Below are 21,818 nucleotides of genomic sequence, written 5' to 3'. Positions count from 1 at the left end.
CTCAGGTCCGCCGGCTTGCGCGTTGACTGCGATAAGTGTCCAGCACCACCGCCACCACGATCACCGCGCCGGTAATGATGCGTTTGGTCGGCTCGGTTGCCCCGATCTGCGCCAGCCCCGCGGCCAGCACGGAAATGATCAGGACGCCAAAAAACGTGCTGATCACCGAGCCGCGCCCGCCCATCAGGCTGGTCCCGCCGATCACCACGGCGGCGATCACCTGCAACTCAAGACCGGAGCCGGCATTCGGGTCGGCGGCTTCCAGGCGAGAAATCTGGAACAGCGCAGCAATGCCGGCCAGCAATCCCATCAGACTGAACACCAGGATTTTGTAGGGCTTCGGATTGATCCCTGCCAGCCGCACGGCCTCTTCGTTGGTGCCGATACCGATCAGGTAGCGACCGAACACTGTGCGGGTCAACACGGCCTGGGCGATGAATATGATCAGCAACGCAATGATGAACGAGGGTGAAATGCCGAAGGCGATCGGATTGGACAACCAGGCGAACGCATCGCCGATGTAGGCCGTACGCGACCCGGTCATCTGGTACGCCACCCCGCGTGCCATTTCCAACACGCCCAGGGACACGATGAACGACGGTATCCGCCACGCCACCGTGATCGAACCGGTGAGGGTGCCGGCGAGCGCCGCGACGGCCATGCCGAGCAACGCTGCGGGCAGCACGCTCCAGCCCCAGCCCAGTATCGCCACGCTCACGGTCGAGGCCGCCAGTGCCAGCACCGAACCCACCGACAGGTCGATGCCCCCGATGATCAACACAAAGGTCATGCCGACCGCCAGCACCATCAGGTCCGGAATCTGATTGGCCAGGGTGCTGAACGTATCGTAGGACAGGAAGTGACTGCTCAGCACCGAGAACAGCACGATCATCGCCAACAAGGCACCCGCCAGGCCCAGATAGGTGCCCAGGCCATAGAAGTTGCCACTGCGTGTGCCGGCGATAGAAGCGGTTTTCATGGAAGATCCCTAGGCGCGGCGTCGAAGCGCTGCGCATCACGTTTTTGGTAGCCGGCAAAAGCAGCGGCGAGCAATTCATCCTGGGTCCAGCTGTCGCGATCGAACGTATCGATCAGGCGCCCTGCCGACAGCACACCGATCCGGTCGCAGATCAGCATCAGCTCGCGCAAGTCGCTGGAAACCACCACCAGCGCCTTGCCCTTGCGGGTCAATTCACCGAGCAGGTTGTAGATATCGAACTTGGCGCCGACGTCGATGCCCCGGGTCGGCTCGTCGAACAGCAGCACCGAGCAATCGCGCTCCAGCCAGCGACCGATGACGACTTTCTGCTGGTTACCGCCGGACAGCTCGGACACCAACTGTGCCGGACCGGAGCTGCGAATGCGCATGGCGTCGATCTGCCGCTGGGCCAGGGCGTTTTCGCCATCGTTGTCGACAAGGCCGGCGCTGGAGATGCCGGGCATGTTGCCCAAGGCGATATTGGCACCGATCGACTGCGTCAACAAAAGGCCTTCACCCTTGCGATCTTCAGTGATCAGCGCGATGCCATGCGCGACCGCATCCACCGGCGAACGCACAGTGATGAGCTGCGCCGGCGAGCCCAGGGCAATCGTGCCGCTGTCGGCGATATCGGCTCCGAAGATCAGGCGCAACAACTCGGTGCGCCCCGCGCCGATCAAACCGGAAATGCCGAAAATCTCGCCAGCACGCACTTCGAACGACACGTCGCGAACCTTGTCGGCACGGGTCAGGCCCTTGACCGTCAACACCGGGGCGCCGATCTTGCGCGCCCCAATATCGATGTGTTCGCCGAGCTCGCGGCCAACCATCAGGGTGACCAGTTGCTCGCTGTTGTAGTTGGCCATCGGCGCGACACAGACCAGACTGCCGTCGCGCAGCACGGCAATGCGCTGCGCGACCCGCGCCAGCTCTTCGAGGCGATGAGAGATATAGATGATCGATACGCCGCGAGCCTGCAGGCGGGTGATCTGCTCGAACAGCATTTCGACTTCGCGTGCCGTGAGCATCGCGGTGGGCTCATCAAGAATCAGCACATGGCAATCGCCGATCAGGTTGCGGGCGATCTCTACCATTTGCTGATGACCGATGCCCAGTTCGCCGACCAGGGTATCCGGGTCAATGGCGTCGAGCCCGACCTGAGCCATGGCCTCGAGGGCAGCCTTGCGCAATTGCTTGCGACTGATCCAGCCGCCGCTGTTGGGCAGATTGTGAAGAAACAGGTTTTCCGCCACCGACAGGGTCGGCAGCAGATTGAGTTCCTGCATGACCATGCGGATGCCGAGGTCTTCTGCCTGGCTCCGGCTGCCTGGGCGATAGTCCTGCCCCTGAAACTGCATCTGGCCGGTAGTCGGCGCCACCAGCCCGCCAATGATTTTCGACAGCGTGCTTTTGCCTGCGCCGTTCTCGCCGGTCAGCGCCAGCACTTCACCGCGCATGAGCGTCAGGTCGATGCCGGCCAGGACCGGTTGGGCGTAGGTCTTGCCGATACCGCTGACCGAGAGGACAGCGTTCGTAGCGCAAGCGGACATAAAAACTCTCCACGCGCCCGTCCAGCTGGACGAGCGCCGTTGCGTCGCCAGAAGGTTACTGTGTGACCTGCTCTTTGGTGACCAACTCTACCGGCGTTTCGATCACGCCATTGGCGCCGCCGTCGACCTTCTCGCCCTTGAGAATCTTCAACGCCGTCTCGATGCCGAACACCGCCTGCCTGGCTGCAAACTGGTCGGCAGTGGCGAGCACTCGGCCATCCTTGAGCATCGGCTGGATGGCGTTGATGTTGTCGTAGCCGACCACTTGCACCTTGCCGGCCTTGCCCGCGGCGCGCACGGCAGACACCGCGCCGACCGCCATGCTGTCGTTGCCGGCCAACAGGGCCTTGGTTTGCGGATATTCGCTGAGAATCGAGGCGGCCACCTTGTTGCCTTTGTCGATTTCCCAGTCACCGGATTGCAACGACACGACCTTGATCTGCGCCGCCTCCATCGCATCCTTGAAGCCCGCGGTGCGCTGCTGAGCATTGGTGGTGGTGGACACACCTTCGATGATGCCGACTTCGTCACCAGCCTTCAGCTGTTTGGCCAGGTAATCGCCGACCAGGCGTGCGCCCTTGCGGTTGTCCGGGCCTACGAACGGAATACTGATGTTTTTGCTTTTGACCACGGTGGGGTCCAGCTGGTTGTCGATGTTGATCACGGTGATACCGGCATCGATGGCTTTCTTGATCACCGGCACCATGGCCTTGGAGTCTGCCGGCGCAATCACCAGCGCATTGACCTTGGCCAGGATCATCTGCTCGACGATCCGCGTCTGGCCGGCGGTGTCGGTTTCATCCTTGATGCCGTTGGAGATCAACTCGAATTCGCCGGAGTGATCTTTCTGATAGGCCTTGGCGCCGTCTTCCATGGTCAGGAAAAACTCGTTGGCCAGGGATTTCATGACCAGTGCGACTTTCGGTTTTTCTGTGGTTTCAGCGAAGGCAGAAGAGACAGGCAGTGCAGCGGATGCGGCAGCCAGCACAGCGACAGCGAGAAGACGTCCAGCAAATGGCAGCTTCATGGGTTCACTCCGATCTTATGATTATTGTGAGCAACGCTTGCGCTGGCGTAAGCTTCACGACCCACTGTGATGGAAAGCCATTACAAGGGGCGCGCAAACGTTTGCGTGACCCAGACTATGCGAATCCTGCCGGTATTTGTCAACGACCTGAAAAGTGCCTTCAGAGCGGATTGGCGAAAAACGGCACTCAGTTCATGCCGTGGTGTTAACCACCGATCCCGTGCCGGAACCCTTGGTCAACTCTTTGACCAGACTCGCACTCACCTGCAGGATGGCGCCGTTGGTTGCGGCAACCTGCGCCTGAATGGCCGCTACCGCGCTGGTCCTGCCTTCCGGGGTCGGATAGGACGCCGCCTGGGCCTGGGCCAATTGCTGCTGTTGCTCACGCAATTGCTGCTGCAACTCCTTCAGGCGCTTGAGCAGGACCTTCACCGCAAAACTGGTGTTATCACTGGTTTCCGATTCGGCCTGTGCGCCGGCACTTTGTCCCAGACCTGCCGAACCGGTTTTAACCTGGATGCCGTCGCCTTCCTTTACCCCCAGCGCCTGGGCCCCTGCATCCTCTGTCGCATCGCCCGAGGCACGAATGGTCGCCGCAGGCTTCCCCCCGATGGTGATGTTTGCGGCATTCGGGAAGCCAGTGGATAACGACATGTGAACTCCTGCAGAAATAGATCCCTTGAAGGAGCATCGACCGACGCGCGTTTTTCTTTAGTCGTTAACGACGATTTGACGCCCTTAAGTTTTAAACAGGAATCGTGAACAGGACCGCCATGCGTTTCGGAGAGCCGAACGCAAAAGTTAAACATGTTCGGCAATCCGGACGCCCGGCCCCGGAACCGCCTCCGGACACAAACTGCAATACCATTACAAATCATTAAGTTACGCGTGTTTTTCGATTCAGGGTGTTTCTGGTACAGATCCTGCTCTTCTCCCCGCACCTCCGGCGTTCAGATTCGCCCGGGGCGTATCTAGATGAACCTGCATCTGCACCGTCTCACAACTAGAAGAGAAAAATAATGACATCTGCACTCAAGACCTTTGTTCCGGGCGCCTTGGCCCTGCTACTGCTTCTGCCGACCGCCCTTCAGGCCAAAGAAGCCGAAACCCAACAGAAACTGGCCAACGTGGTGATCCTGGCCACCGGTGGCACCATTGCCGGCGCCGGCGCCAGCGCCGCCAACAGCGCGACCTATCAAGCGGCGAAAGTCGGCATTGAACAACTGATCGCTGGCGTCCCAGAACTGAGCCAGGTGGCCAACGTTCGCGGCGAACAGGTCATGCAAATCGCCTCCGAAAGCATCACCAACGAAAACCTGCTGCAACTGGGCCGCCGCGTAGCCGAACTGGCCGACAGCAAAGACGTCGATGGCATCGTGATCACCCACGGCACCGACACCCTGGAAGAAACCGCGTACTTCCTGAACCTGGTGGAAAAAACCGACAAGCCGATCATTGTCGTCGGTTCCATGCGCCCGGGCACCGCGATGTCCGCCGATGGCATGCTCAACCTGTACAACGCGGTAGCCGTGGCCAGCAGCAAGGATGCACGAGGCAAAGGCGTGCTGGTGACCATGAATGATGAAATCCAGTCGGGTCGCGACGTCAGCAAAATGATCAACATCAAGACCGAAGCGTTCAAAAGCCCCTGGGGTCCGCTGGGCATGGTGGTAGAAGGCAAATCCTACTGGTTCCGTTTGCCAGCCAAGCGCCACACCATGGATTCCGAATTCGACATCAAGACCATCAAGAGCCTGCCTGACGTCGAGATCGCCTATTCCTACGGCAATGTCAGCGACACCGCCTACAAGGCCCTCGCCCAATCAGGCGCCAAGGCCATCATCCACGCCGGCACCGGCAATGGCTCGGTATCGTCTCGTGTGGTCCCTGCACTGCAAGCCCTGCGCAAGGACGGCGTGCAGATCATTCGTTCCTCCCATGTCAACGCCGGCGGCTTCGTATTGCGCAACGCCGAACAGCCTGACGACAAATACGACTGGGTCGTGGCCCACGACCTGAACCCGCAAAAGGCCCGGATCCTGGCGATGGTTGCGTTGACCAAGACCAATGACAGCAAAGAGCTGCAGCGGATGTTCTGGGAATACTGATTCGCCCTCGCCCGACCGATCCGGTCGGGCACCCTGTGCGCCATTCTCCAGCCCTGGCGATTGGCGCCGCTCGATCTGACAAAAAAACTCCCTGCGCCTTACACCAAATGGAACAAACGGCTGTCAGAGGATTTTCTTGATTTTTAAGCAGTTGCGAAATTTCCTACAGTTAAATACTGTATGCACGTACAGCTTAATAAGGATAATCCCGTGGACACTACCTCTGCCTCTCCTGACACCTATGTACGCATGGGCCTGCGCGTTCAGAAAATCATCAACTCCCCCACCGCACAAAAGGCCAGGGCAGCACTGATCTTCCGCCTGCCTGACGAGCCGGTGGATGAATGGGAACGCCTGCTGGAAGAAATCGACGAGAACGACAACGTCACCCTCGCCTATCGCGACGATGGCGGCGTGCAGATTTTCTGGGTTGTGCCGAAGGAAGATTGAGTCGATGAGTGCCCGCTGGTTTGCTTTGTTGTTTGTGTTTTTTGCCATGGCGGCGCAAGCCGACGCGCCGCGCACCTTCACCGAAGCGAAAAAGGTCGCGTGGAAGCTCTACGCGCCCCAATCCACCGAGTTTTACTGTGGCTGCAAGTACACCGGCAACCGGGTGAACCTTGCCGCCTGCGGTTATGTCCCGCGCAAAAATGCCAAGCGCGCATCCCGCATCGAATGGGAACATATCGTTCCGGCCTGGCAGATCGGCCATCAACGCCAGTGCTGGCAAGAAGGCGGTCGCAAGAACTGTACGCGCTACGATCCGGTTTACCAGAAGGCCGAAGCTGATTTGCACAACCTGGTGCCCAGCATCGGCGAGGTCAATGGCGATCGCAGCAACTTCAGTTTCGGTTGGCTGCCCGAACAGTCGGGACAGTATGGTTCGTGCCTGACCCAGATCGACTTCAAGGCCAAGAAAGTCATGCCCCGCCCGTCCATCCGCGGCATGATCGCCCGGACCTACTTCTACATGAGCAAGCAGTATGGCTTGCGCCTGTCGAAACAGGATCGGCAACTGTACGAAGCCTGGGACAAAACCTATCCAGTACAAGCCTGGGAGCGTCAACGCAACCAGAGCGTGGGGTGTGTCATGGGACGCGGCAACGAGTTCGTCGGCCCGGTGGACATGAAGGCCTGTGGCTGAATCCAGGCGACACCTGAAACAAAAAAGGCCTCGAGGCTAAACCCCGAGGCCTTTTTGTTTGTCCGGCATCTTCGCTGCCGAATGTTATTGAGCGGCCGGACGCTCAAGCACCAGCAATTCGATGTTCTGCTTCTTCGAACGAGTGAGCGCCGCTCGGACTTCATCCTGTTTGGCTTCGGCCTCGGCTTTCGAATTGAACGGCCCCATCAGGATTCGCGTATTGCCATTTTCCTTGACGATGCTGGACATGAAACTGTGCTCGATCAGCCAGCCACTCAAATCACTGACTGCCTGAGGGGTTTCACCTCGCACTTCAAGATCCCATTGCGGGCCGGACACTGCCGCGGGTATGGCAGCCAGGGCCGGTTTTGGCTTCGGCGCATCCACACTGCCGCCCTCACCACATCCCGCCAGTGCCAACATCGCGAATACCAAGACCATTTTGCGCACGGCGTTTCCCTCTAAATGCTTAAAGCAGGGATTTTAACATCCATGAATACTTCACGAGTGCCGTAAAATGGGCTCAAAACAACGAGAATCATGGTGGCAGCCTCTGTATAGTTACGCCTTGGGAATTAATGCCACATCTGCGCGTCAGAAAGAGGCACCCAAACTGTGAGACTTCGCACTAATCTATACATACCACCGACCTCTGCACTGTCCGAATCAGGTGCCCCACAAAGCAATCAAGGAGAAGACCATGCTGATACTCACCCGCAAAGTCGGTGAAAGCATTAATATCGGTGATGACATTACGATCACCATCCTGGGCGTTAGCGGCCAGCAAGTCAGGATCGGCATCAACGCTCCGAAGGACGTTGCAGTGCACCGTGAAGAAATCTATCAGCGCATTCAGGCCGGCCTGACCGCCCCGGAAAAGCCGCAATCCTGAATTCTGCTGCAGTCAGTAGCCAGCCCGTGCAGTGCGTAACCACGGCTGGCTAAAGATTCAGCATCGCATCGCTTCCCCATGCTTTCCCACGCAAACTTTCAGGGGTCGATACTAGCGACAAGCTCAAGGCCCTGGCTGTCAGACATTTCTTGTTTATGCTGGGGAAGGACGCGTTCGCTCCGTAGCTAACCGAACATCACCCCGCGCGCCATGCCAGTCGCCGCCACCACCATCAACAGCACCAGCAGCGCCTCGACATGACTGATCCGTGCAAACAGCTTCGCACGGCCGGTATCGAAGGCGACTTTACGGCCCAGCGCCATCCGCCATTTGATCAACGTGACCATGGGCGCAATCTCCAGCAGCAAGACCAGTACGAACAGGGTCATCTTCAGATGAAACAGCGGCTGATGCAGGTAATAATCCGTGCCTTTCTCGTACCCGCCAAAGGCTCGCACCCCCCCACTGATCAATAAAGTGACAGCAGCAACACCCCAGATATTGTCCGCCATCAGGACACTGCGCACCTCTCCTGCCCCGTCGGCCAAGCGCCGAAAAGCCGTGCCTCGCGTCAGCACCGCCCAGAATCCCATGGCAACCGCCAAAAGATGAATAGCCGCCAGAAACCAATGAGTCAGCATCGAGAAACTCCTGCCAGGTCGAAGTTAAATGAGCCTGTCAGTAGTAGCCCATGAAATGGCTGCTTGCACGGCATCCCTGGACAATGCCCGGAACACAATATGACAGACCAACTAGACTCCACTGCGCTGGCATTGAGCTACCGTGGCAGTCCCAGCCCCAACAGCAACTCACTCTCACCGCATTGAACTGAGTAAACAAAATCATGTGTGAATCATGTGATTCAAGCTCTGCTTCAAACACAACAGGCCGTCGTCGTTTTCTTCAATTTGCCGGATTGAGCGCAGGCGCCCTGCTGCTGACCGGCACACTGCCCGGCAAGATCATCCAGGCAGCCGAAAAAGCGTCAGCCCCACCCAAACCACAAAACGTGATCAGCCCCGACATGGCGCTGAAAAGATTGATGGAGGGCAATGAACGATATGTAAACGGTACATCCACGACTCATGATTTCAAGGCTGAGCGAGAGGCCCTGGTGTCGGGTCAAAATCCGTTCGTGGCCGTGCTGAGCTGCTCTGACTCGCGCATCGCCCCGGAGTATGCGTTTGACACTGCGCGCGGCGATCTTTTCTCCATCCGCGTCGCGGGCAACTTTGTCACCCCGGAAGGCCTGGCCAGTCTTGAATACGGGGTTGCCGTACTGGGAGCCCCGCTGATTCTGGTACTCGGCCATGAGAGCTGCGGCGCCATAGAGGCCGGTATCAAGGCCGTCAAGGACCAGACGGTTTTCCCCGGCCATATCCCGAAACTGACGGATGCACTCAAGTCGGCTATCGAGGCCGTGCTGAAGCAACCCGGGAGCCTGATGGAAAACGCCACCGCGCAGAACGTCAAAAATTCGGTCAACAGCCTGAAACAGGCCTCGCCCTTGCTGACCGATGCGCAGAGCAAAGGCAGGCTGAAGATCGTGGGAGGTGTCTATCGCCTGGCGAGCGGCAAGGTCGAGCTCATCGCCTGACCCACAACGCGCACATCGCCAGCATCGGCGCATAGCTCCGCAAGCAAAGAGCGCCGCATGCAAAGAGCCCAGCGCGATGGCTGGGCTCTGCTCACTTCCGGTTTTCCATCATTTTGTCGGCCAGGGTTTTAGCCCTCTCGATCAACAGGTTCTGCCTGTCTTCGTGCGTAGCCCCGCCCACAACCGGGGCTGTCAGATTGCTTTCGGCAATCAATGCAGCGCAGAAGTATTGATCCCAAACGGCTTTGTCTACGGGTGCCTGTTTGCTGATTTGATCGACGTTCATAGGCGGCTCCTTTCAATGAGGCAGCCCCACTAGTTTACGCCTGAATGGCAAAGAATCCGGATCATCATCCACCGTTGTCCACCATTCGTCGCCTGCGAAAACACGACGATGAGTTCAACCGCATCCGTGGCTTGAGGATTGCACAGGATCGCGCGTAGCAGCGCGGAAACGACATGATTCTGACGCAGCAGCCATTCAATCAATGCTTAAGGACTCCAGCGATACGCTTGGTCAGTCACCGGGAGATGTAACGTGTCAACGCTCAACGAAATCGCAATGAACCACGCGAGAATGGCTAAGGAAAAAGCAACAGAGTCGACCGAACTGAGCGAGCGACACCTCCAGATTGTAGGGAGCTTCGAGGTACCGTCCATTGATGCACATCAGAACGTCCCAATGCACCTGATCGCTGGAGTGCAGGATGGCCACCATGGCCTTGCGGCGACCTTTGCCCTCTGACGCCTATTGAGTCAGGCGACGATCTGAACGATTGACTCGGTAACCCCCGGTTGCCCGGCATTCGTTCAGCAATCGTCGCGCCTTGATGGCTCGATGCAAAAGCTGCACCTTTTGAGCGCCATATAACGTCTCAGGGCCTTCCACCCGAACACTCCCACCATGTGCATATAGGTCTTGCCCTCCGTCATTGGCATCTCCACCCCCAAAGCGCGAATCACACTACAGGCTCAACAAACAACACGCAGTTACTTGTGGATTGAAAATCCATAGACTAAACATAGCTCCACAGTCATCCCCCCTACAAATCGATAATCACTCCTGGTACCAGCAAGGGTTTTATGCTTCTTGCCGTACGAGTAAAAAAAGCGTCCTTTCAAGCACAAGCATTGTAATTGCCAAATCTGGCACTCCAGCAGGCGCTGTCTGTAGCAGTGAGCATCTTTAGATAAATCCAGTGCGTTATGCGGGCTCATGTTTTGAGCAAACGCTAACGCCTGATTAGTCGCTAGTTGACCAACTCATTCATCCGACTTGACGAATGGAGATGTAGGCTCATGAAAAACCCACTACCAAGAGCCGTTGGCTGTACGACCTGCCGAACGAGGTAAAGATCCATTTACGATGACATGAATATTCTGCAAGAAATCCAGGACTAGAAAAAAGGGCCCACCTTTCGGTGAACCCTTCCAGACCGCCCAGCAGAGCGAATTTTGTTTGCTCAGACACGATAGCCAATTGGGCTGATAGCTAAACGTTACTTCGCGACATACCTCGCGCCGTGTGGATCGTTAAGTTTTGCCTGCAATATCCCCCACTCGCGCTGAACGATCGAGTAAGGAATAAAAATGCTGATCCTCTCAGCCCCCTTTACGCCAGGGTAACCGCTCACATCGTTCAGGGCGGTTGAGTAGAAACCGATATTGATGCCGACAATACAGCCGTCACTGGTGAGGACCGGCCCACCCGACATGCCCTTGATCAGCGGCGCATCATGGATGGCATAGAGATCACCGCTGTGCTCATCGGTATTGAGGAACGGCGTTTGATACACCTTGCCTTTGCCGGTAGTGGTCAGCAGGTATGGACTCGCCCCAACGGCAGTTATGCTCTCGCCCACACGCGGTGCGCGCCATGATGGGTAGCGGCCGTTGGCCTTGTGCAGGATGAAGACGAGATCACAGCCTGTGCTGCAACTGTACTTCACGTTGGGGATGAACGGAGTGTGGCGCGTGGTTACCGCATAGTCATCGTTCCATTGCACGGCCGAGGCCATGTATAGATACGGTGCGGGAAACCCCGAATGGACTAAAAAGTATGAATCATTGGCAGGACCCGAAAAGTCGGGTTTTACGATGCCGTTGCATCCTGCAGTTACAGCTCCAATTAAAAAGTAGGCCATGATCTTGATCATGATATATCACCGACTTAATTGGGAGAGTGTGACTGTTTTTTGTTGTCAATATTTTGTCTTTTGTCGGGGTTGTAGTGCTCCTCGCCGCTTGTTCCAGTTGGACGTTTCCTTACTTATGGCTGAGATTGTAATGACGCGTATGAATAAATCGCGCTAAAGCCAATCGCTTTTCGATCAACTCAAGAAGTTCAAATATTTGGCGCCTGAAAAGTGTTAAAGACGAGAAAGAAAATCAAAAATTTCTATAGACTGCTTCGTTAGTGACGCCAGCTGAATCAATCGCCATGCCCGCCAGCCACAAGAGCGACAAGAGCGACAAGAAGCCTGATGGTAGTCCAGTCGTCCTGCACTGCAACTGCGCCGTAACTGGCTTGATATTCCGCCAAGCGGAACATGATTCATGCAGTTAAAGGAAGCTTTGTAGAGAAAGCCTTGTCAGGAGCTCAACATAACTTGAAGTCAATATAACTGACTGCGAATCAACTCAACTAACTCAAATTAATTCACATAAAAAAGGCCTGATTCATCCAAACCAGGGGACTTCTCTTATTCCTTATCTTTTGCGGAATTGTCGAGGCGGCACGGCAGTTCACGCAGGCATCAGAACCGGGGACTGCTCCAGGGCGAGTAATTTATCGCACTACTGCGCCCCAACCCCTTCCAGACTTTGAGCCTGGATATCACCCCCTCGAATTATCGACGAGTCGATCAACGAAGAACTCCATATGCCCTCTGGGGGTAGCCAGCAAAGGCCAAGCGTCGACCATTAAAGCGATTTCCTGAAATGCCTGGGCGCACTTGGAGCGCGGATAGTGTTCGTAGACGGCTCGCTGCTTCTGCACTGCCCTACGCGCACATTCATCGTACGGAACCGCTCCCACATACCGCAGGGTTACGTCGAGGAAGCGATCGGTGACTTTGGCCAATTTAGCGAACAGCGCGCGACCTTCCGTCGGGCTCTGCACCATATTGACCAGCACCCGGAAACGGTCCATTCCGTAATCACGATTAAGCAGCTTGATCAGTGCGTAGGCATCGGTGATCGAGGTCGGTTCGTCGCAGACCACCAGCAAGACTTCGTGGGCCGCCCGGACGAGACTGACCACCGACGAGCCGATACCCGCAGCTGTGTCAATCACCAGCACATCGAGACTGTCACCGATTTCACTGAAGGCCTGGATCAAGCCTGCGTGCTGAGCCGCAGACAAATGCACCATGCTCTGGATGCCTGAAGCTGCGGGAACGATTCGTATCCCGCCCGGACCGCGCAAAAGTACATCGGACAGCTCACAGCGACCTTCGATCAAATCGGCAAGCGTGTACTGCAGGGAAAGCCCCAACAGGACATCGATATTCGCCAGGCCAAGATCACCATCAAGCAAGACGACTCGCCTTCCAAGTTTCGCCAGCGCCAATGAAAGATTCACGGCCACAGTCGTCTTGCCGACACCACCCTTTCCGCCGGTCACGGCGATAACTTGTACAGAACGCACACTTTCCATGTGATTGATTCCCTTCCATGTGCAACGCGTGCGAGTAATCGCAAACTAATCCCAGGTACGCAATGGTAACCGAAAAGTGCAGACATATAGCCACTATGCTGAATCACAGGATCACCAGAACGCTGCAACCCATCACATGGCAATTTTCGCAAACCACATCGAGAAGTTTACGGTTGAGGTGCCAGGCGTGTTCAAGCCGGACCTCAAGAGGGTCATGAAGGAGCACGGCATCAACAACCAGCGGGACATTTACCGTGTCATGTGCGACCCAGCCGTTCGCCTCAATGGTCGTGGCCAGCAGAGTGAGACCAGTACCAGCCGCCGCGAACTCACCAGATGCCACTTTAAAGACATTGAAGGCAAAGACGTTGAGGCCCCATGAGCATCCCCGACGCAATCATCGAAAACATTCAAGCGAACAGCATCCAAAGCTGCGACGTTCACATTGCCGCGTATGAACGGACCCTTTGTGAACGTTTTGATGAAATCCAGGACAACAAAAAAGGGCCCACCTTTCGGTGAGCCCTTCCAGACCGCCCAGCAGAGCGGATTTTGTTTGGTAGGCGCGATTGGACTCGAACCAACGACCCCCACCATGTCAAGGTGGTGCTCTAACCAACTGAGCTACGTGCCTGCTGTGAGGCGGCATTCTACGGAATTCCGGAGGGGTGTCAACACCTTTTTTCGCGCTAACCCTATGAATATGCAAAATATTTAATTTTGCCGGTACAAAGAAGATTTTCCGGGTGGCTGGCGGGCGATTTTCAACTCGGGTAGGATCAACGCACTCGTAAAATATATTAAACAGAGGCTGCCGGATGGCTAACACCCCCTACCCAGAATCCTATTACGCCGCATCGGCCAATGCGGTTCCGCCGCGCCCGGCGTTGCAGGATGACGTCGAGACCGATGTCTGTGTGATTGGCGCCGGTTACACGGGGCTGTCCTCTGCCCTGTTTCTGCTGGAGAACGGTTTCAAGGTCACGGTACTTGAGGCCGCCAAGGTGGGTTTCGGGGCGTCCGGGCGTAATGGAGGGCAGATCGTCAACAGCTATAGCCGCGACATCGATGTCATCGAGCGCACGGTCGGTCCCAAGCAGGCTCAGTTGTTGGGGCAGATGGCGTTTGAAGGTGGCCGGATCATTCGTGAGCGGGTTGCCAGGTACAACATCCAGTGCGATCTGAAGGACGGTGGCGTGTTTGCCGCGATGACTGCCAAGCAGATGGGCCATCTGGAGTCGCAGAAGCGCCTGTGGGAGCGATTCGGCCACACCCAGCTCGAGTTGATGGATCAGCGCCGCATCCGCGAAGTGGTGGCGTGCGATCAATATGTAGGCGGCATGCTGGACATGAGTGGCGGCCACATCCATCCGCTCAACCTGGCGCTGGGTGAAGCGGCAGCCGTCGAGTCCCTGGGCGGGACGATCTACGAGCAGTCGCCGGCCATGCGCATCGAGCGCGGCGCGAATCCGGTGGTGCACACGCCACAGGGCAAGGTCCGGGCCAAATTCATCATCGTCGCCGGCAACGCTTATCTGGGTAATCTGGTGCCGGAACTGGCCGCCAAGTCGATGCCTTGCGGAACGCAGGTGATTACCACCGAGCCACTGGGCGATGAACTGGCCAGGACCCTGCTGCCTCAGGATTACTGTGTCGAAGACTGCAATTACCTGCTCGACTACTACCGCCTCAGCGGTGACAAGCGCCTGATTTTCGGCGGCGGCGTGGTGTACGGCGCGCGGGATCCGGCGAACATCGAAGCGATCATTCGACCGAAGATGCTCAAGGCCTTCCCGCAACTCAAGGACGTGAAGATCGATTACGCGTGGACTGGTAACTTCCTGCTGACCCTGTCGCGCCTGCCTCAGGTCGGACGCCTGGGCGACAACATCTACTACTCCCAGGGCTGCAGTGGCCATGGCGTGACCTACACGCACCTGGCGGGCAAGGTGCTGGCCGAAGCGTTGCGCGGCCAGGCCGAGCGTTTTGACGCGTTTGCCGACCTGCCCCACTACCCGTTCCCCGGCGGACAAATGCTGCGTACGCCGTTTGCGGCACTGGGTGCGTGGTATTACGGATTGCGGGACAAGTTCGGGTACTAAGCGGCACGCAATACATTGTGGGAGCGAGCTTGCTCGCGATGGCGGACTGGCAGGCGACATCCGTGTTGAATGTGTCGGCCTCATCGCGAGCAAGCTCTCTCCCACAATGTTTTTTGCATACCCGCAGATGTTGCGTACACCCGCTCCCACAGGGGTTATGGGTTAAAGACGATCCCGTGGGATACCGCTGCGGATTCGCAAGATGTCAGCCAACACCGCCAGAGCGATTTCTGCCGGGGTCTTGCTGCCCAGGTTCAGCCCGATTGGCGCATGAATCCGCCCCAACTCGACATCTCCCAGACCGCCGATGCGCCGCAAGCGCTCGAAGCGCTTCCGTGAGGTCTGCATGGAGCCCATCACACCGATATAAAACGCCTCGGTGCGCACCGCCTCCATCATCGCCAGGTCATCGATACGCGGGTCGTGGGTCAACGCCACCACCGCCGTGTCGCTGTGACAGCCGCCGTCGGCGATGAACACCGACGGCAGTTGCCGGCGAATCTCCACGTTTTCCAGCACGACGCCTTCCAGCACTTCGTCCCGCGGATCGCACAGAATCACCTCGAAACCCAGGCCCACGGCAAACTCCGCACAGGCCTGAGCCACACTGGAGTACCCGGCCAGCAACAAGCGCTGGGCTGCGCCGACACGAACACGCACCCGGTCGATTTCACGCTCGATGCGCACCCCCTGCTCACGATCATCGAACAGGCTGCGCGCACCGCTTTGCAGATCGACTTCACGGATCAGCCGACGTCGTCCCAACAACGCCGACTCCAGCTCGCGCAAATGCGCTTGCACCTCGCAATCGGCGTCAAGCTTCTCGACCAGCACATCCAGCACCCCGCCACAGGGCAGGCTGACGCGTGAGCGTGGGTCGTCGCCTTCGCCGTAGCGAACGACGCTGACCGGCTCCATAAACGCGCCCTCGGCGACTCGCTCGAGAAAATCCTCCTCGACACAGCCACCGGACAGCGAACCGATCCAGTGCCCGTCAGCGTTCACCGCCAGCAGCGAACCCGGTGCGCGGGGTGCCGAGCCGTACGTGGCCAGCACCGTACACAGCCAGATGCGCTGACCGGCCGTCGACCACTCCAGCGCCCGGCGCACCACTTGCAGATCGAGATGCTGCATATCAGTGCGCCTTGTGCTCGAGCGGCGGCGCATCGGCCCGCAACGTCTGCACGTCGTTCACCGCCAGGTCATTGGGCTGACCGCCCCAGCCCTGACGCAGGTAGTTCAGCAGATCCGTGAGTTGCCCGTCGCTCAACTTCTCGGCGAACCCCGGCATCGGCTGCATGTGCTCGAACCCGGAAAACTTCTGCTCACCGATACCGTCGTCGATCACCCGCACCAGGTTGCGCGGGTCTTCCAGGCGCAGCGTGGTGTTGCCGCGCATGGCGACGGCGATGTGCGGCTTGCCCTCGCCGCCCGGCGCATGGCAACCGGCGCAGACGTTCAAATATTCCTGACGGCCACGCTGGGCACTCGGGCTCAGCTTGTCCAACGGCACTTCGGTGAGCACTTTCGCCGCCGGTGGCTGATCGCCGAGCAGGAAGGTCGCCATCGCCGCCAGATCCGGATCGCTCAGGCCCTGGGTGCTGTTGTGGAACACCGGGAACATCTCGTTGAACATCGTGCCCTGGGCGCTCATGCCGTGCTTGAGGAACGAGCTCAGGTCCTGATGGTTCCAGCCACGGGCCGCCAGGTCAGTGGCCAGCAGGCTTGGCGCCAGATAACCATTGAGAATGCCGCCGGTCATGCGCTTGTCCTGCTGCATCGCGCCCGGCAGGCCGCGTGGGGTGTGGCACTCGCCGCAGTGACCGAGCACGTCGACCATGTACTGGCCGCGCTTCCAGGCTTCGCTCTTTCCTTCGGCAGGTTCCAGCTTCACGCCCTTGCCGTACATCATGTTCCAGCCCATCAGGCCCAGGCGCACGTTGAACGGAAAGCTCAGGCTCGTGACCGGCGCGGCGCGTTCGATCGGCTCGACGGTTTTCAGGTAGGCATGAATCGCGTCCGAATCGGCGCGCGGCATCAGGTGATACGAGGTGTACGGCATCGCCGGATACAGGTTCGCGCCATCGCGGCGCTTGCCTTCGGTCAGCGCGGCGAAGAACTCGTCATCGCTGTACAGGCCGATGCCGTGCTCTTTGCTCGGGGTGATGTTGGTGCCGTAGATCGTGCCGAACGGCGACACGATCGGCAGGCCGCCCGCATAGGGCGCGCCACCCGGCGCAGTGTGGCACGCCATGCAATCGGCGGCGCGGGCAAGGTATTGGCCTTGCTTGACCTGCGCCTCATCGGCGTGGGCCAGCAACACAGGCACAGCCAGGCCGACCGCCAGCGTCAGGCGGGACAATAGTGACTTCATGCTTAACCCTCCTTGACCAGGCCGAGATCGGTCAGCACGTTGCGGGTGGCGCTGTAGTAGCGTACGTACCCGGTGCAACGGCAGATGTGATGACCGAGGCTGTCCTCGATGACTTTTTCCAGCTGGCTTTTGACGATCGGCTGACGCTGCAGCTTTTCCACCAGCACCGTCGCGGCATTGACGAAGCCCGGAGCGCAGTAGCTGCACTGGAAGGCGAATTCATCGACGAAGCGCTGCTGGATCGGGCTCAGCTCAGTGACCTTGCCCTGCTCGTCGCGGGTCGCATGGCCTTCGATGGTCCGCACTTTCTTGCCTTCGAAATAGTGCGCGCCGGTGATGCAGGTGCGCACTTCTTCGCTGGTGCCGTCGGGGTTGTCGACGATCACCACGCAGGCGTGGCAGATGCCCTGGCCGCAACCCAGGCGCGAACCGGTGAGGTTCTTGTACTCGTGCAGGTAGTCGATCATCGGCAGGTCATCAGGGATGTCCACCGGGCCGACGGATTGACCGTTGAGGGTCAGTTGAAGCGGACGGTTAGCCATTGAGGGCCTCCTTGATGCGTGCAGAAGTGATAGGCAGGTCGCGGACACGTTTACCGATGGCATGGGCCACGGCATTGCCGATGGCACCGACCACCGGAATCATCACCACTTCGGCGATGCCCTTGGACGGGTCGCTTGGCGACAGTGGCGGCAGGATCTCCGCCGTCTGCGTCCACACCGCAACATGCCGCGCCATGGGCAGGCGGTAACGGTTGAAGTTCCAGTCACCCTCCCCCGGCCCGCCTTCGTACAGCGGCATTTCTTCCATCAGCGCATGGCCGATGCCCATGGCGATGCCGCCTTCGAGCTGGCCCTTGACCAGTTCCGGCACCAGCACACGACCGCACTCGACCCACGAGTGATGGTTGAGTACCGACACTTCGTTCGAACCCTTGTTGACCTTCACTTCCACCAGCGTCGCCACCGGGCTGTAGTACGTCACCGCCGCGTTGTTCAACTGGGTTGCCGGGTAGGCGATGTTCTGCCGGTCCAGCAAATGGAAACCGGCGCTGTTCATCTGCGCTTTCTTCGCTTTCGGTGCACCGTCGCCGTACTTCACGGCCAGGCCGTCGAGCGGCAAGCGCTCACGCACGCCGTCGATGCTGAACTCGGCCTCGGCCCAGCTCCAGCGGTTGAAACCGTGGACCGTGGCGCCGCTCACCAGGCCGCGCTCGTGAACACGCTTGGCCAGCATGGCGAACGGCAGGGGTTCCATGCCGTTGGCGGTGAGCTTGCCGTCGACCCAATGGGCGTCTTCGCGGCGCACCACGTAAGGGTTGGCCTGACCGCCGTAAGGGCCTTGGCGCCAGATCTCCATCGCCGCCGGCCACAGCCCGTGGTTGAACAGCACGCGCGCCGCTTCACGGGTGGCGTGGCTGAAGTAGTACGCCGAGTTGGTGGCCGACGATGCCGAAGCCACCTTGCCGACCCAACGCGGGTTGCGCAGGACATTATCCTGTTCGGCCTGGCTCATGATGTACGGGTTGCCGCTGCTGATCAGCTGCAACTCTTTCCATTCGGTTTCACCGGTCTTCACTTCGTGCGCCGGGACACCAAGGAAATCGGCCACGACCATGGCCTGCGAGGTCGACATGCCGGTGCCGATCTCGATACCGATGTGGCGCAGGCTGATGCGACCTTCGGCGGTGAATTCAATGCTGGCCATCGGCGCTTCGGAACCGGTGCCGAAGTCTTTCTGGCAGATGGCGAAACCCACCCCGTACCAGTTGTCCGGATCAGCGGCTTCGCGTTGTTTCTTGATCGCGTCGCGGTTTTTCCAGACCTCGTGGACCGCCGCCTTGTCGAGAATCTCGTGCAGGCGCAAGGCACCGGCCGGGATCGCGCCCTGGGTGTTTTTCATGCCCGAGCGCAACGCGTTCTTGCGGCGCAGTTCAATGGCATCGACACCCAGGCGATCGGCGATTTCGTCGACCATCATTTCGGTCGACGCCATGCTCTGCAGGGTGCCGTAGCCACGCATCGACCCGGCTTCTACCGCACGGGAATGGTAAGCCGTGACCTGCAGGTCGTTCTGCGGCATGTAATAGATCGATTGCGCGGCCGTGGCGCCCACCGCCGCCACCGACGGGCTGTAGTTGATTCGCCCGCCACCGTCGACGCTCATTTCAGCGCGGAAGATCTTGAAGCTGTGGTCGTTCTTGTCCACCGCCAACTGGTAGCGAATATCGAACGGGTGACGCTTGATGCCGCTCTGGAACTGCTCGTAGCGGTCGTTGGCCAGGCGTACCGGCACACCGGCGCCGTACAACGCGGCCAGCGCGGCGTAGTAGACGAAAATGTTGTGGTCTTTCGAGCCATAACCGACGGTATAACCCGGGTGCATGTTCAGGTTGGCCAGGCCGAAACGCGACGGCGCGATCATCTTCGCGGTCTCGGTCGCGGCTTCCAGCGGGCACTGGGTGGCGACGACGAAATGCAGGGTCTTGGTGGCCGGGTCGTACCAGCCGTTGCCGTTGTCCGGCTCCAGGGCGGCGGGTTCGATCGATGGGGTCTTGTAGCGCTCGTCGAACACCAGCCAGTTGTCCGGCGGTGTATCGATCTGCTGCTTCATGCGGTCGGCGTAGAACAACCCGCGCTCGGTCAGGTTGCCGTGCAGGTTCGGCTGGGAGTTCCATACCGGACGACGGTTTTTCAGCATCGGGAACAGGATCGAATCCTTTAGGCTGGCGAACTCGTCTTCATCGGCCGAGGTCGCACCGCCGACGCGCACATAGCGGAAGCTGCCGTATGGATCGCCTTCGTAGAACGGCACTTTATCGCCGTAGCGGATGGCCTTGTCATTGAATTTGAGTTGGTTCTTGGCCTGACGGAAACGCTCGAAGTCGTTCCAGATCAGGATCGCCACCGGGTGACCGATGAACATCGGCACCTTGCCGGCCGGCAACAATGGATCCGGGGCGTGCTCCTCAGGGAACACGATACCGTCCTTGACCAGGTCTTCGGCGGTGACGATGCGGTCCGGCTGCAACTCGGCACCCAGCCACGACAGGTCGATGCCGGCGAAGATGTGGTCGGCCTTGATGGTTTTCAGCAGCATGGCGTGGCCTTGTTGCTGCGGCCAGCCCGGCATGTCCTTGGCGCGGATGTCGCGGGCAAAGACTTTGCTGCCGCAGACCTTGGACAAGGCATCGTTACGGGCGCGCGCCTTGCCATTGTTGCCGAGCCACTGCTCGGACGGCACGGTCACGCTGTTTTCCATCAAGGCGGCCAGCGCCTGGCTGCTCAACGGCGTGAGCGTCACGCTCACACCCGCTACCAGCCCGCCCTGAAGGAACGAGCGCCGGGATATATCACGGTTGGACATGGATCATCCTCTGGGCGGTTATGGGGTCCGCCCTTCTGGTTATGTACTGGAAAATCTCGAGTCGTGCAGAAGCCCCTTTTGACGATACAAAGGGCTGTTGTTGACAGTGCAAAGCTGACCGAAAGGTTAAGTTTATAGGCTTATGGCCTGACGGAAAACTAAAAACTGACCAGAAAATCAAAAAAACGCGACTATTCGACGCAGCACATTAAGAGTAGCCGTGAATTTCGGTAGCGTGAGGCTGGAGGGGTGCAGCTGGACGACGGCGTCGTCAGCGTCCGAGAGGCCATTCCGGCAATGAGGCATGCAGAAAGGCCCACCAGGAATAAGCCGAGAGGAAAAAACCCAAATCGCAGAAACAAAAAACCCCGGTCTTTCGACCAGGGCTTTTGCTATCGACTCGAAGTAACCAGTGGTTTCTTCGTAGCTCCAAGGCGTTCAGTGGGCCTCGGGGCAGATATGGCGCAGCGGACGGGACTCGAACCCGCGACCCCCGGCGTGACAGGCCGGTATTCTAACCGACTGAACTACCGCTGCGTATCGCTTTGAGCAGATGCTCAAGTAACTCGTCTGATTGAAAACTCAGTAGCTTTTCAATCTCGAATCAAGGCATGCCTGACTCGGAAAATATGGCGCAGCGGACGGGACTCGAACCCGCGACCCCCGGCGTGACAGGCCGGTATTCTAACCGACTGAACTACCGCTGCGCGTCGGTGGAGGCATTTCAGCCTACCTCTTGCTTTCGCAAGTATCTCGGGAGTGGTGGGTGATGACGGGATCGAACCGCCGACATTCTGCTTGTAAGGCAGACGCTCTCCCAGCTGAGCTAATCACCCGTTTGCATCTCCGAGGCCGCGAAATTTACGCAGGTAGCGAACCTAAGTCAATAGCAGGATTGAAGTTTTTCTGAAAAAGACAAAATCATTTCATTCCGGCCAATGTCGGCAACCATCAGTCCGCCATCGCGAGCAGGCTCGCTCCCACAATGGACCGCACTTCTTCAGAAGACATGCTTTCAAAT

The 21,818-nt window shown here is 58.6% G+C and carries 22 protein-coding genes and 4 tRNA genes; 8 read left to right on the top strand and 18 right to left on the bottom strand.

Annotated elements, in window-relative coordinates:
- Position 1: 1 nt before the first annotated feature.
- The 4 genes from PMI26_RS11745 to PMI26_RS11760 form a co-directional block, all read right to left on the bottom strand.
- Positions 2-979, bottom strand: coding sequence for an ABC transporter permease (locus PMI26_RS11745; RefSeq protein WP_007975700.1), 978 nt, complete (start codon positions 977-979; stop codon positions 2-4).
- Complete coding sequence (locus PMI26_RS11750) at positions 976-2,529, bottom strand: sugar ABC transporter ATP-binding protein (protein ID WP_007975699.1); 1,554 nt, start codon at positions 2,527-2,529, stop codon at positions 976-978. Before PMI26_RS11750 ends, PMI26_RS11745 begins: the two co-directional genes overlap by 4 nt.
- A gap of 55 nt (positions 2,530-2,584) precedes the next feature.
- Positions 2,585-3,556, bottom strand: a complete 972-nt coding sequence (locus PMI26_RS11755; RefSeq protein WP_007975698.1) for a sugar ABC transporter substrate-binding protein — start codon at positions 3,554-3,556, stop codon at positions 2,585-2,587.
- A 192-nt stretch (positions 3,557-3,748) separates the two neighbouring features.
- Positions 3,749-4,210: a hypothetical protein gene (locus tag PMI26_RS11760; RefSeq protein ID WP_007975696.1), complete on the bottom strand. Its 462-nt coding sequence runs from the start codon at positions 4,208-4,210 to the stop codon at positions 3,749-3,751.
- A 365-nt stretch (positions 4,211-4,575) separates the two neighbouring features.
- Between PMI26_RS11760 and PMI26_RS11765 the strand changes: the two genes are divergently transcribed.
- The 3 genes from PMI26_RS11765 (at position 4,576) to PMI26_RS11775 (ending at position 6,808) form a co-directional block, all read left to right on the top strand.
- Complete coding sequence (locus PMI26_RS11765; RefSeq protein ID WP_007975695.1) at positions 4,576-5,664, top strand: asparaginase; 1,089 nt, start codon at positions 4,576-4,578, stop codon at positions 5,662-5,664.
- A 180-nt stretch (positions 5,665-5,844) separates the two neighbouring features.
- The gene (locus PMI26_RS11770; protein ID WP_033047987.1) at positions 5,845-6,114 is read left to right on the top strand and encodes a DUF1654 domain-containing protein; all 270 of its coding nucleotides are present in this window, start codon (positions 5,845-5,847) and stop codon (positions 6,112-6,114) included.
- A gap of 4 nt (positions 6,115-6,118) precedes the next feature.
- A complete protein-coding gene (locus PMI26_RS11775; RefSeq protein WP_007975693.1) occupies positions 6,119-6,808 on the top strand; it encodes an endonuclease in 690 nt (229 codons plus the stop codon).
- An 84-nt stretch (positions 6,809-6,892) separates the two neighbouring features.
- Here PMI26_RS11775 and PMI26_RS11780 read toward each other — a convergent pair whose 3' ends face one another.
- Complete coding sequence (locus tag PMI26_RS11780; protein WP_007975692.1) at positions 6,893-7,258, bottom strand: hypothetical protein; 366 nt, start codon at positions 7,256-7,258, stop codon at positions 6,893-6,895.
- A 250-nt stretch (positions 7,259-7,508) separates the two neighbouring features.
- On the opposite strand from PMI26_RS11780, the gene csrA reads away from it, so the two are divergent.
- Entirely contained in the window at positions 7,509-7,700 is a 192-nt protein-coding gene (gene csrA, locus PMI26_RS11785) for a carbon storage regulator CsrA (RefSeq protein WP_007975691.1), read from the top strand.
- 185 nt (positions 7,701-7,885) lie between these two features.
- Here the strand turns inward: csrA and PMI26_RS11790 are convergent, their stop codons facing one another.
- Positions 7,886-8,341: a DUF2214 family protein gene (locus tag PMI26_RS11790; protein WP_007975690.1), complete on the bottom strand. Its 456-nt coding sequence runs from the start codon at positions 8,339-8,341 to the stop codon at positions 7,886-7,888.
- Positions 8,342-8,544: 203 nt separating this feature from the next.
- Here PMI26_RS11790 and PMI26_RS11795 point away from each other — a divergent pair, with 203 nt between their 5' ends.
- Entirely contained in the window at positions 8,545-9,297 is a 753-nt protein-coding gene (locus PMI26_RS11795) for a carbonic anhydrase (protein WP_007975689.1), read from the top strand.
- A 91-nt stretch (positions 9,298-9,388) separates the two neighbouring features.
- Here PMI26_RS11795 and PMI26_RS11800 read toward each other — a convergent pair whose 3' ends face one another.
- Together PMI26_RS11800 and PMI26_RS31440 are read right to left on the bottom strand one after the other, a co-directional pair.
- On the bottom strand, positions 9,389-9,583 hold the full coding sequence (locus tag PMI26_RS11800; protein WP_007975687.1) for a hypothetical protein: 195 nt from the start codon (positions 9,581-9,583) through the stop codon (positions 9,389-9,391).
- A gap of 29 nt (positions 9,584-9,612) precedes the next feature.
- Entirely contained in the window at positions 9,613-9,786 is a 174-nt protein-coding gene (locus PMI26_RS31440) for a hypothetical protein (RefSeq protein WP_157222274.1), read from the bottom strand.
- A gap of 49 nt (positions 9,787-9,835) precedes the next feature.
- On the opposite strand from PMI26_RS31440, the gene PMI26_RS0129680 reads away from it, so the two are divergent.
- Positions 9,836-10,042, top strand: coding sequence for a hypothetical protein (locus PMI26_RS0129680; RefSeq protein ID WP_033047986.1), 207 nt, complete (start codon positions 9,836-9,838; stop codon positions 10,040-10,042).
- 754 nt (positions 10,043-10,796) lie between these two features.
- On the opposite strand, the gene PMI26_RS11805 is transcribed toward PMI26_RS0129680, so the two are convergent.
- Together PMI26_RS11805 and PMI26_RS11810 are read right to left on the bottom strand one after the other, a co-directional pair.
- Positions 10,797-11,453: a trypsin-like peptidase domain-containing protein gene (locus PMI26_RS11805; RefSeq protein ID WP_007975685.1), complete on the bottom strand. Its 657-nt coding sequence runs from the start codon at positions 11,451-11,453 to the stop codon at positions 10,797-10,799.
- Between the two features lie 680 nt (positions 11,454-12,133).
- Positions 12,134-12,955, bottom strand: coding sequence for a MinD/ParA family protein (locus PMI26_RS11810; RefSeq protein WP_007975684.1), 822 nt, complete (start codon positions 12,953-12,955; stop codon positions 12,134-12,136).
- 136 nt (positions 12,956-13,091) lie between these two features.
- On the opposite strand from PMI26_RS11810, the gene PMI26_RS11815 reads away from it, so the two are divergent.
- On the top strand, positions 13,092-13,337 hold the full coding sequence (locus tag PMI26_RS11815) for a hypothetical protein (RefSeq protein ID WP_007975683.1): 246 nt from the start codon (positions 13,092-13,094) through the stop codon (positions 13,335-13,337).
- A gap of 175 nt (positions 13,338-13,512) precedes the next feature.
- Here PMI26_RS11815 and PMI26_RS11820 read toward each other — a convergent pair.
- Positions 13,513-13,589, bottom strand: a tRNA-Val gene (locus PMI26_RS11820).
- A gap of 184 nt (positions 13,590-13,773) precedes the next feature.
- Between PMI26_RS11820 and PMI26_RS11825 the strand changes: the two genes are divergently transcribed.
- Positions 13,774-15,057, top strand: a complete 1,284-nt coding sequence (locus PMI26_RS11825; protein ID WP_007975680.1) for an NAD(P)/FAD-dependent oxidoreductase — start codon at positions 13,774-13,776, stop codon at positions 15,055-15,057.
- Between the two features lie 162 nt (positions 15,058-15,219).
- Here PMI26_RS11825 and PMI26_RS11830 read toward each other — a convergent pair whose 3' ends face one another.
- The 7 genes from PMI26_RS11830 to PMI26_RS11860 form a co-directional block, all read right to left on the bottom strand.
- Positions 15,220-16,191 carry an XdhC family protein gene (locus tag PMI26_RS11830; protein ID WP_007975679.1) on the bottom strand — a complete coding sequence of 324 codons (972 nt, stop codon included), beginning with the start codon at positions 16,189-16,191 and terminating at the stop codon, positions 15,220-15,222.
- A 1-nt stretch (position 16,192) separates the two neighbouring features.
- Positions 16,193-17,431, bottom strand: coding sequence for a c-type cytochrome (locus PMI26_RS11835; protein ID WP_007975678.1), 1,239 nt, complete (start codon positions 17,429-17,431; stop codon positions 16,193-16,195).
- Between the two features lie 2 nt (positions 17,432-17,433).
- The gene (locus PMI26_RS11840; protein ID WP_007975676.1) at positions 17,434-17,973 is read right to left on the bottom strand and encodes a (2Fe-2S)-binding protein; all 540 of its coding nucleotides are present in this window, start codon (positions 17,971-17,973) and stop codon (positions 17,434-17,436) included.
- Positions 17,966-20,797 (bottom strand): xanthine dehydrogenase family protein molybdopterin-binding subunit, encoded by a 2,832-nt coding sequence (locus PMI26_RS11845; RefSeq protein WP_007975674.1) that lies wholly within the window; start codon positions 20,795-20,797, stop codon positions 17,966-17,968. The genes PMI26_RS11840 and PMI26_RS11845 overlap by 8 nt, the downstream gene beginning before the upstream one ends.
- Before the next feature lie 460 nt (positions 20,798-21,257).
- Positions 21,258-21,334, bottom strand: a tRNA-Asp gene (locus PMI26_RS11850).
- A gap of 93 nt (positions 21,335-21,427) precedes the next feature.
- Positions 21,428-21,504: transfer RNA gene (locus PMI26_RS11855), tRNA-Asp, on the bottom strand.
- 53 nt (positions 21,505-21,557) lie between these two features.
- A tRNA-Val gene (locus PMI26_RS11860) sits at positions 21,558-21,633 on the bottom strand.
- Positions 21,634-21,818 lie beyond the last annotated feature (185 nt).

It is taken from the genome of Pseudomonas sp. GM33, assembly GCF_000282295.1.
GTDB lineage: Bacteria > Pseudomonadota > Gammaproteobacteria > Pseudomonadales > Pseudomonadaceae > Aquipseudomonas > Aquipseudomonas laurylsulfatiphila.
Note: the sequence above shows the minus strand (reverse complement) of the source record. Positions and strands in the feature narration are given on the sequence as shown.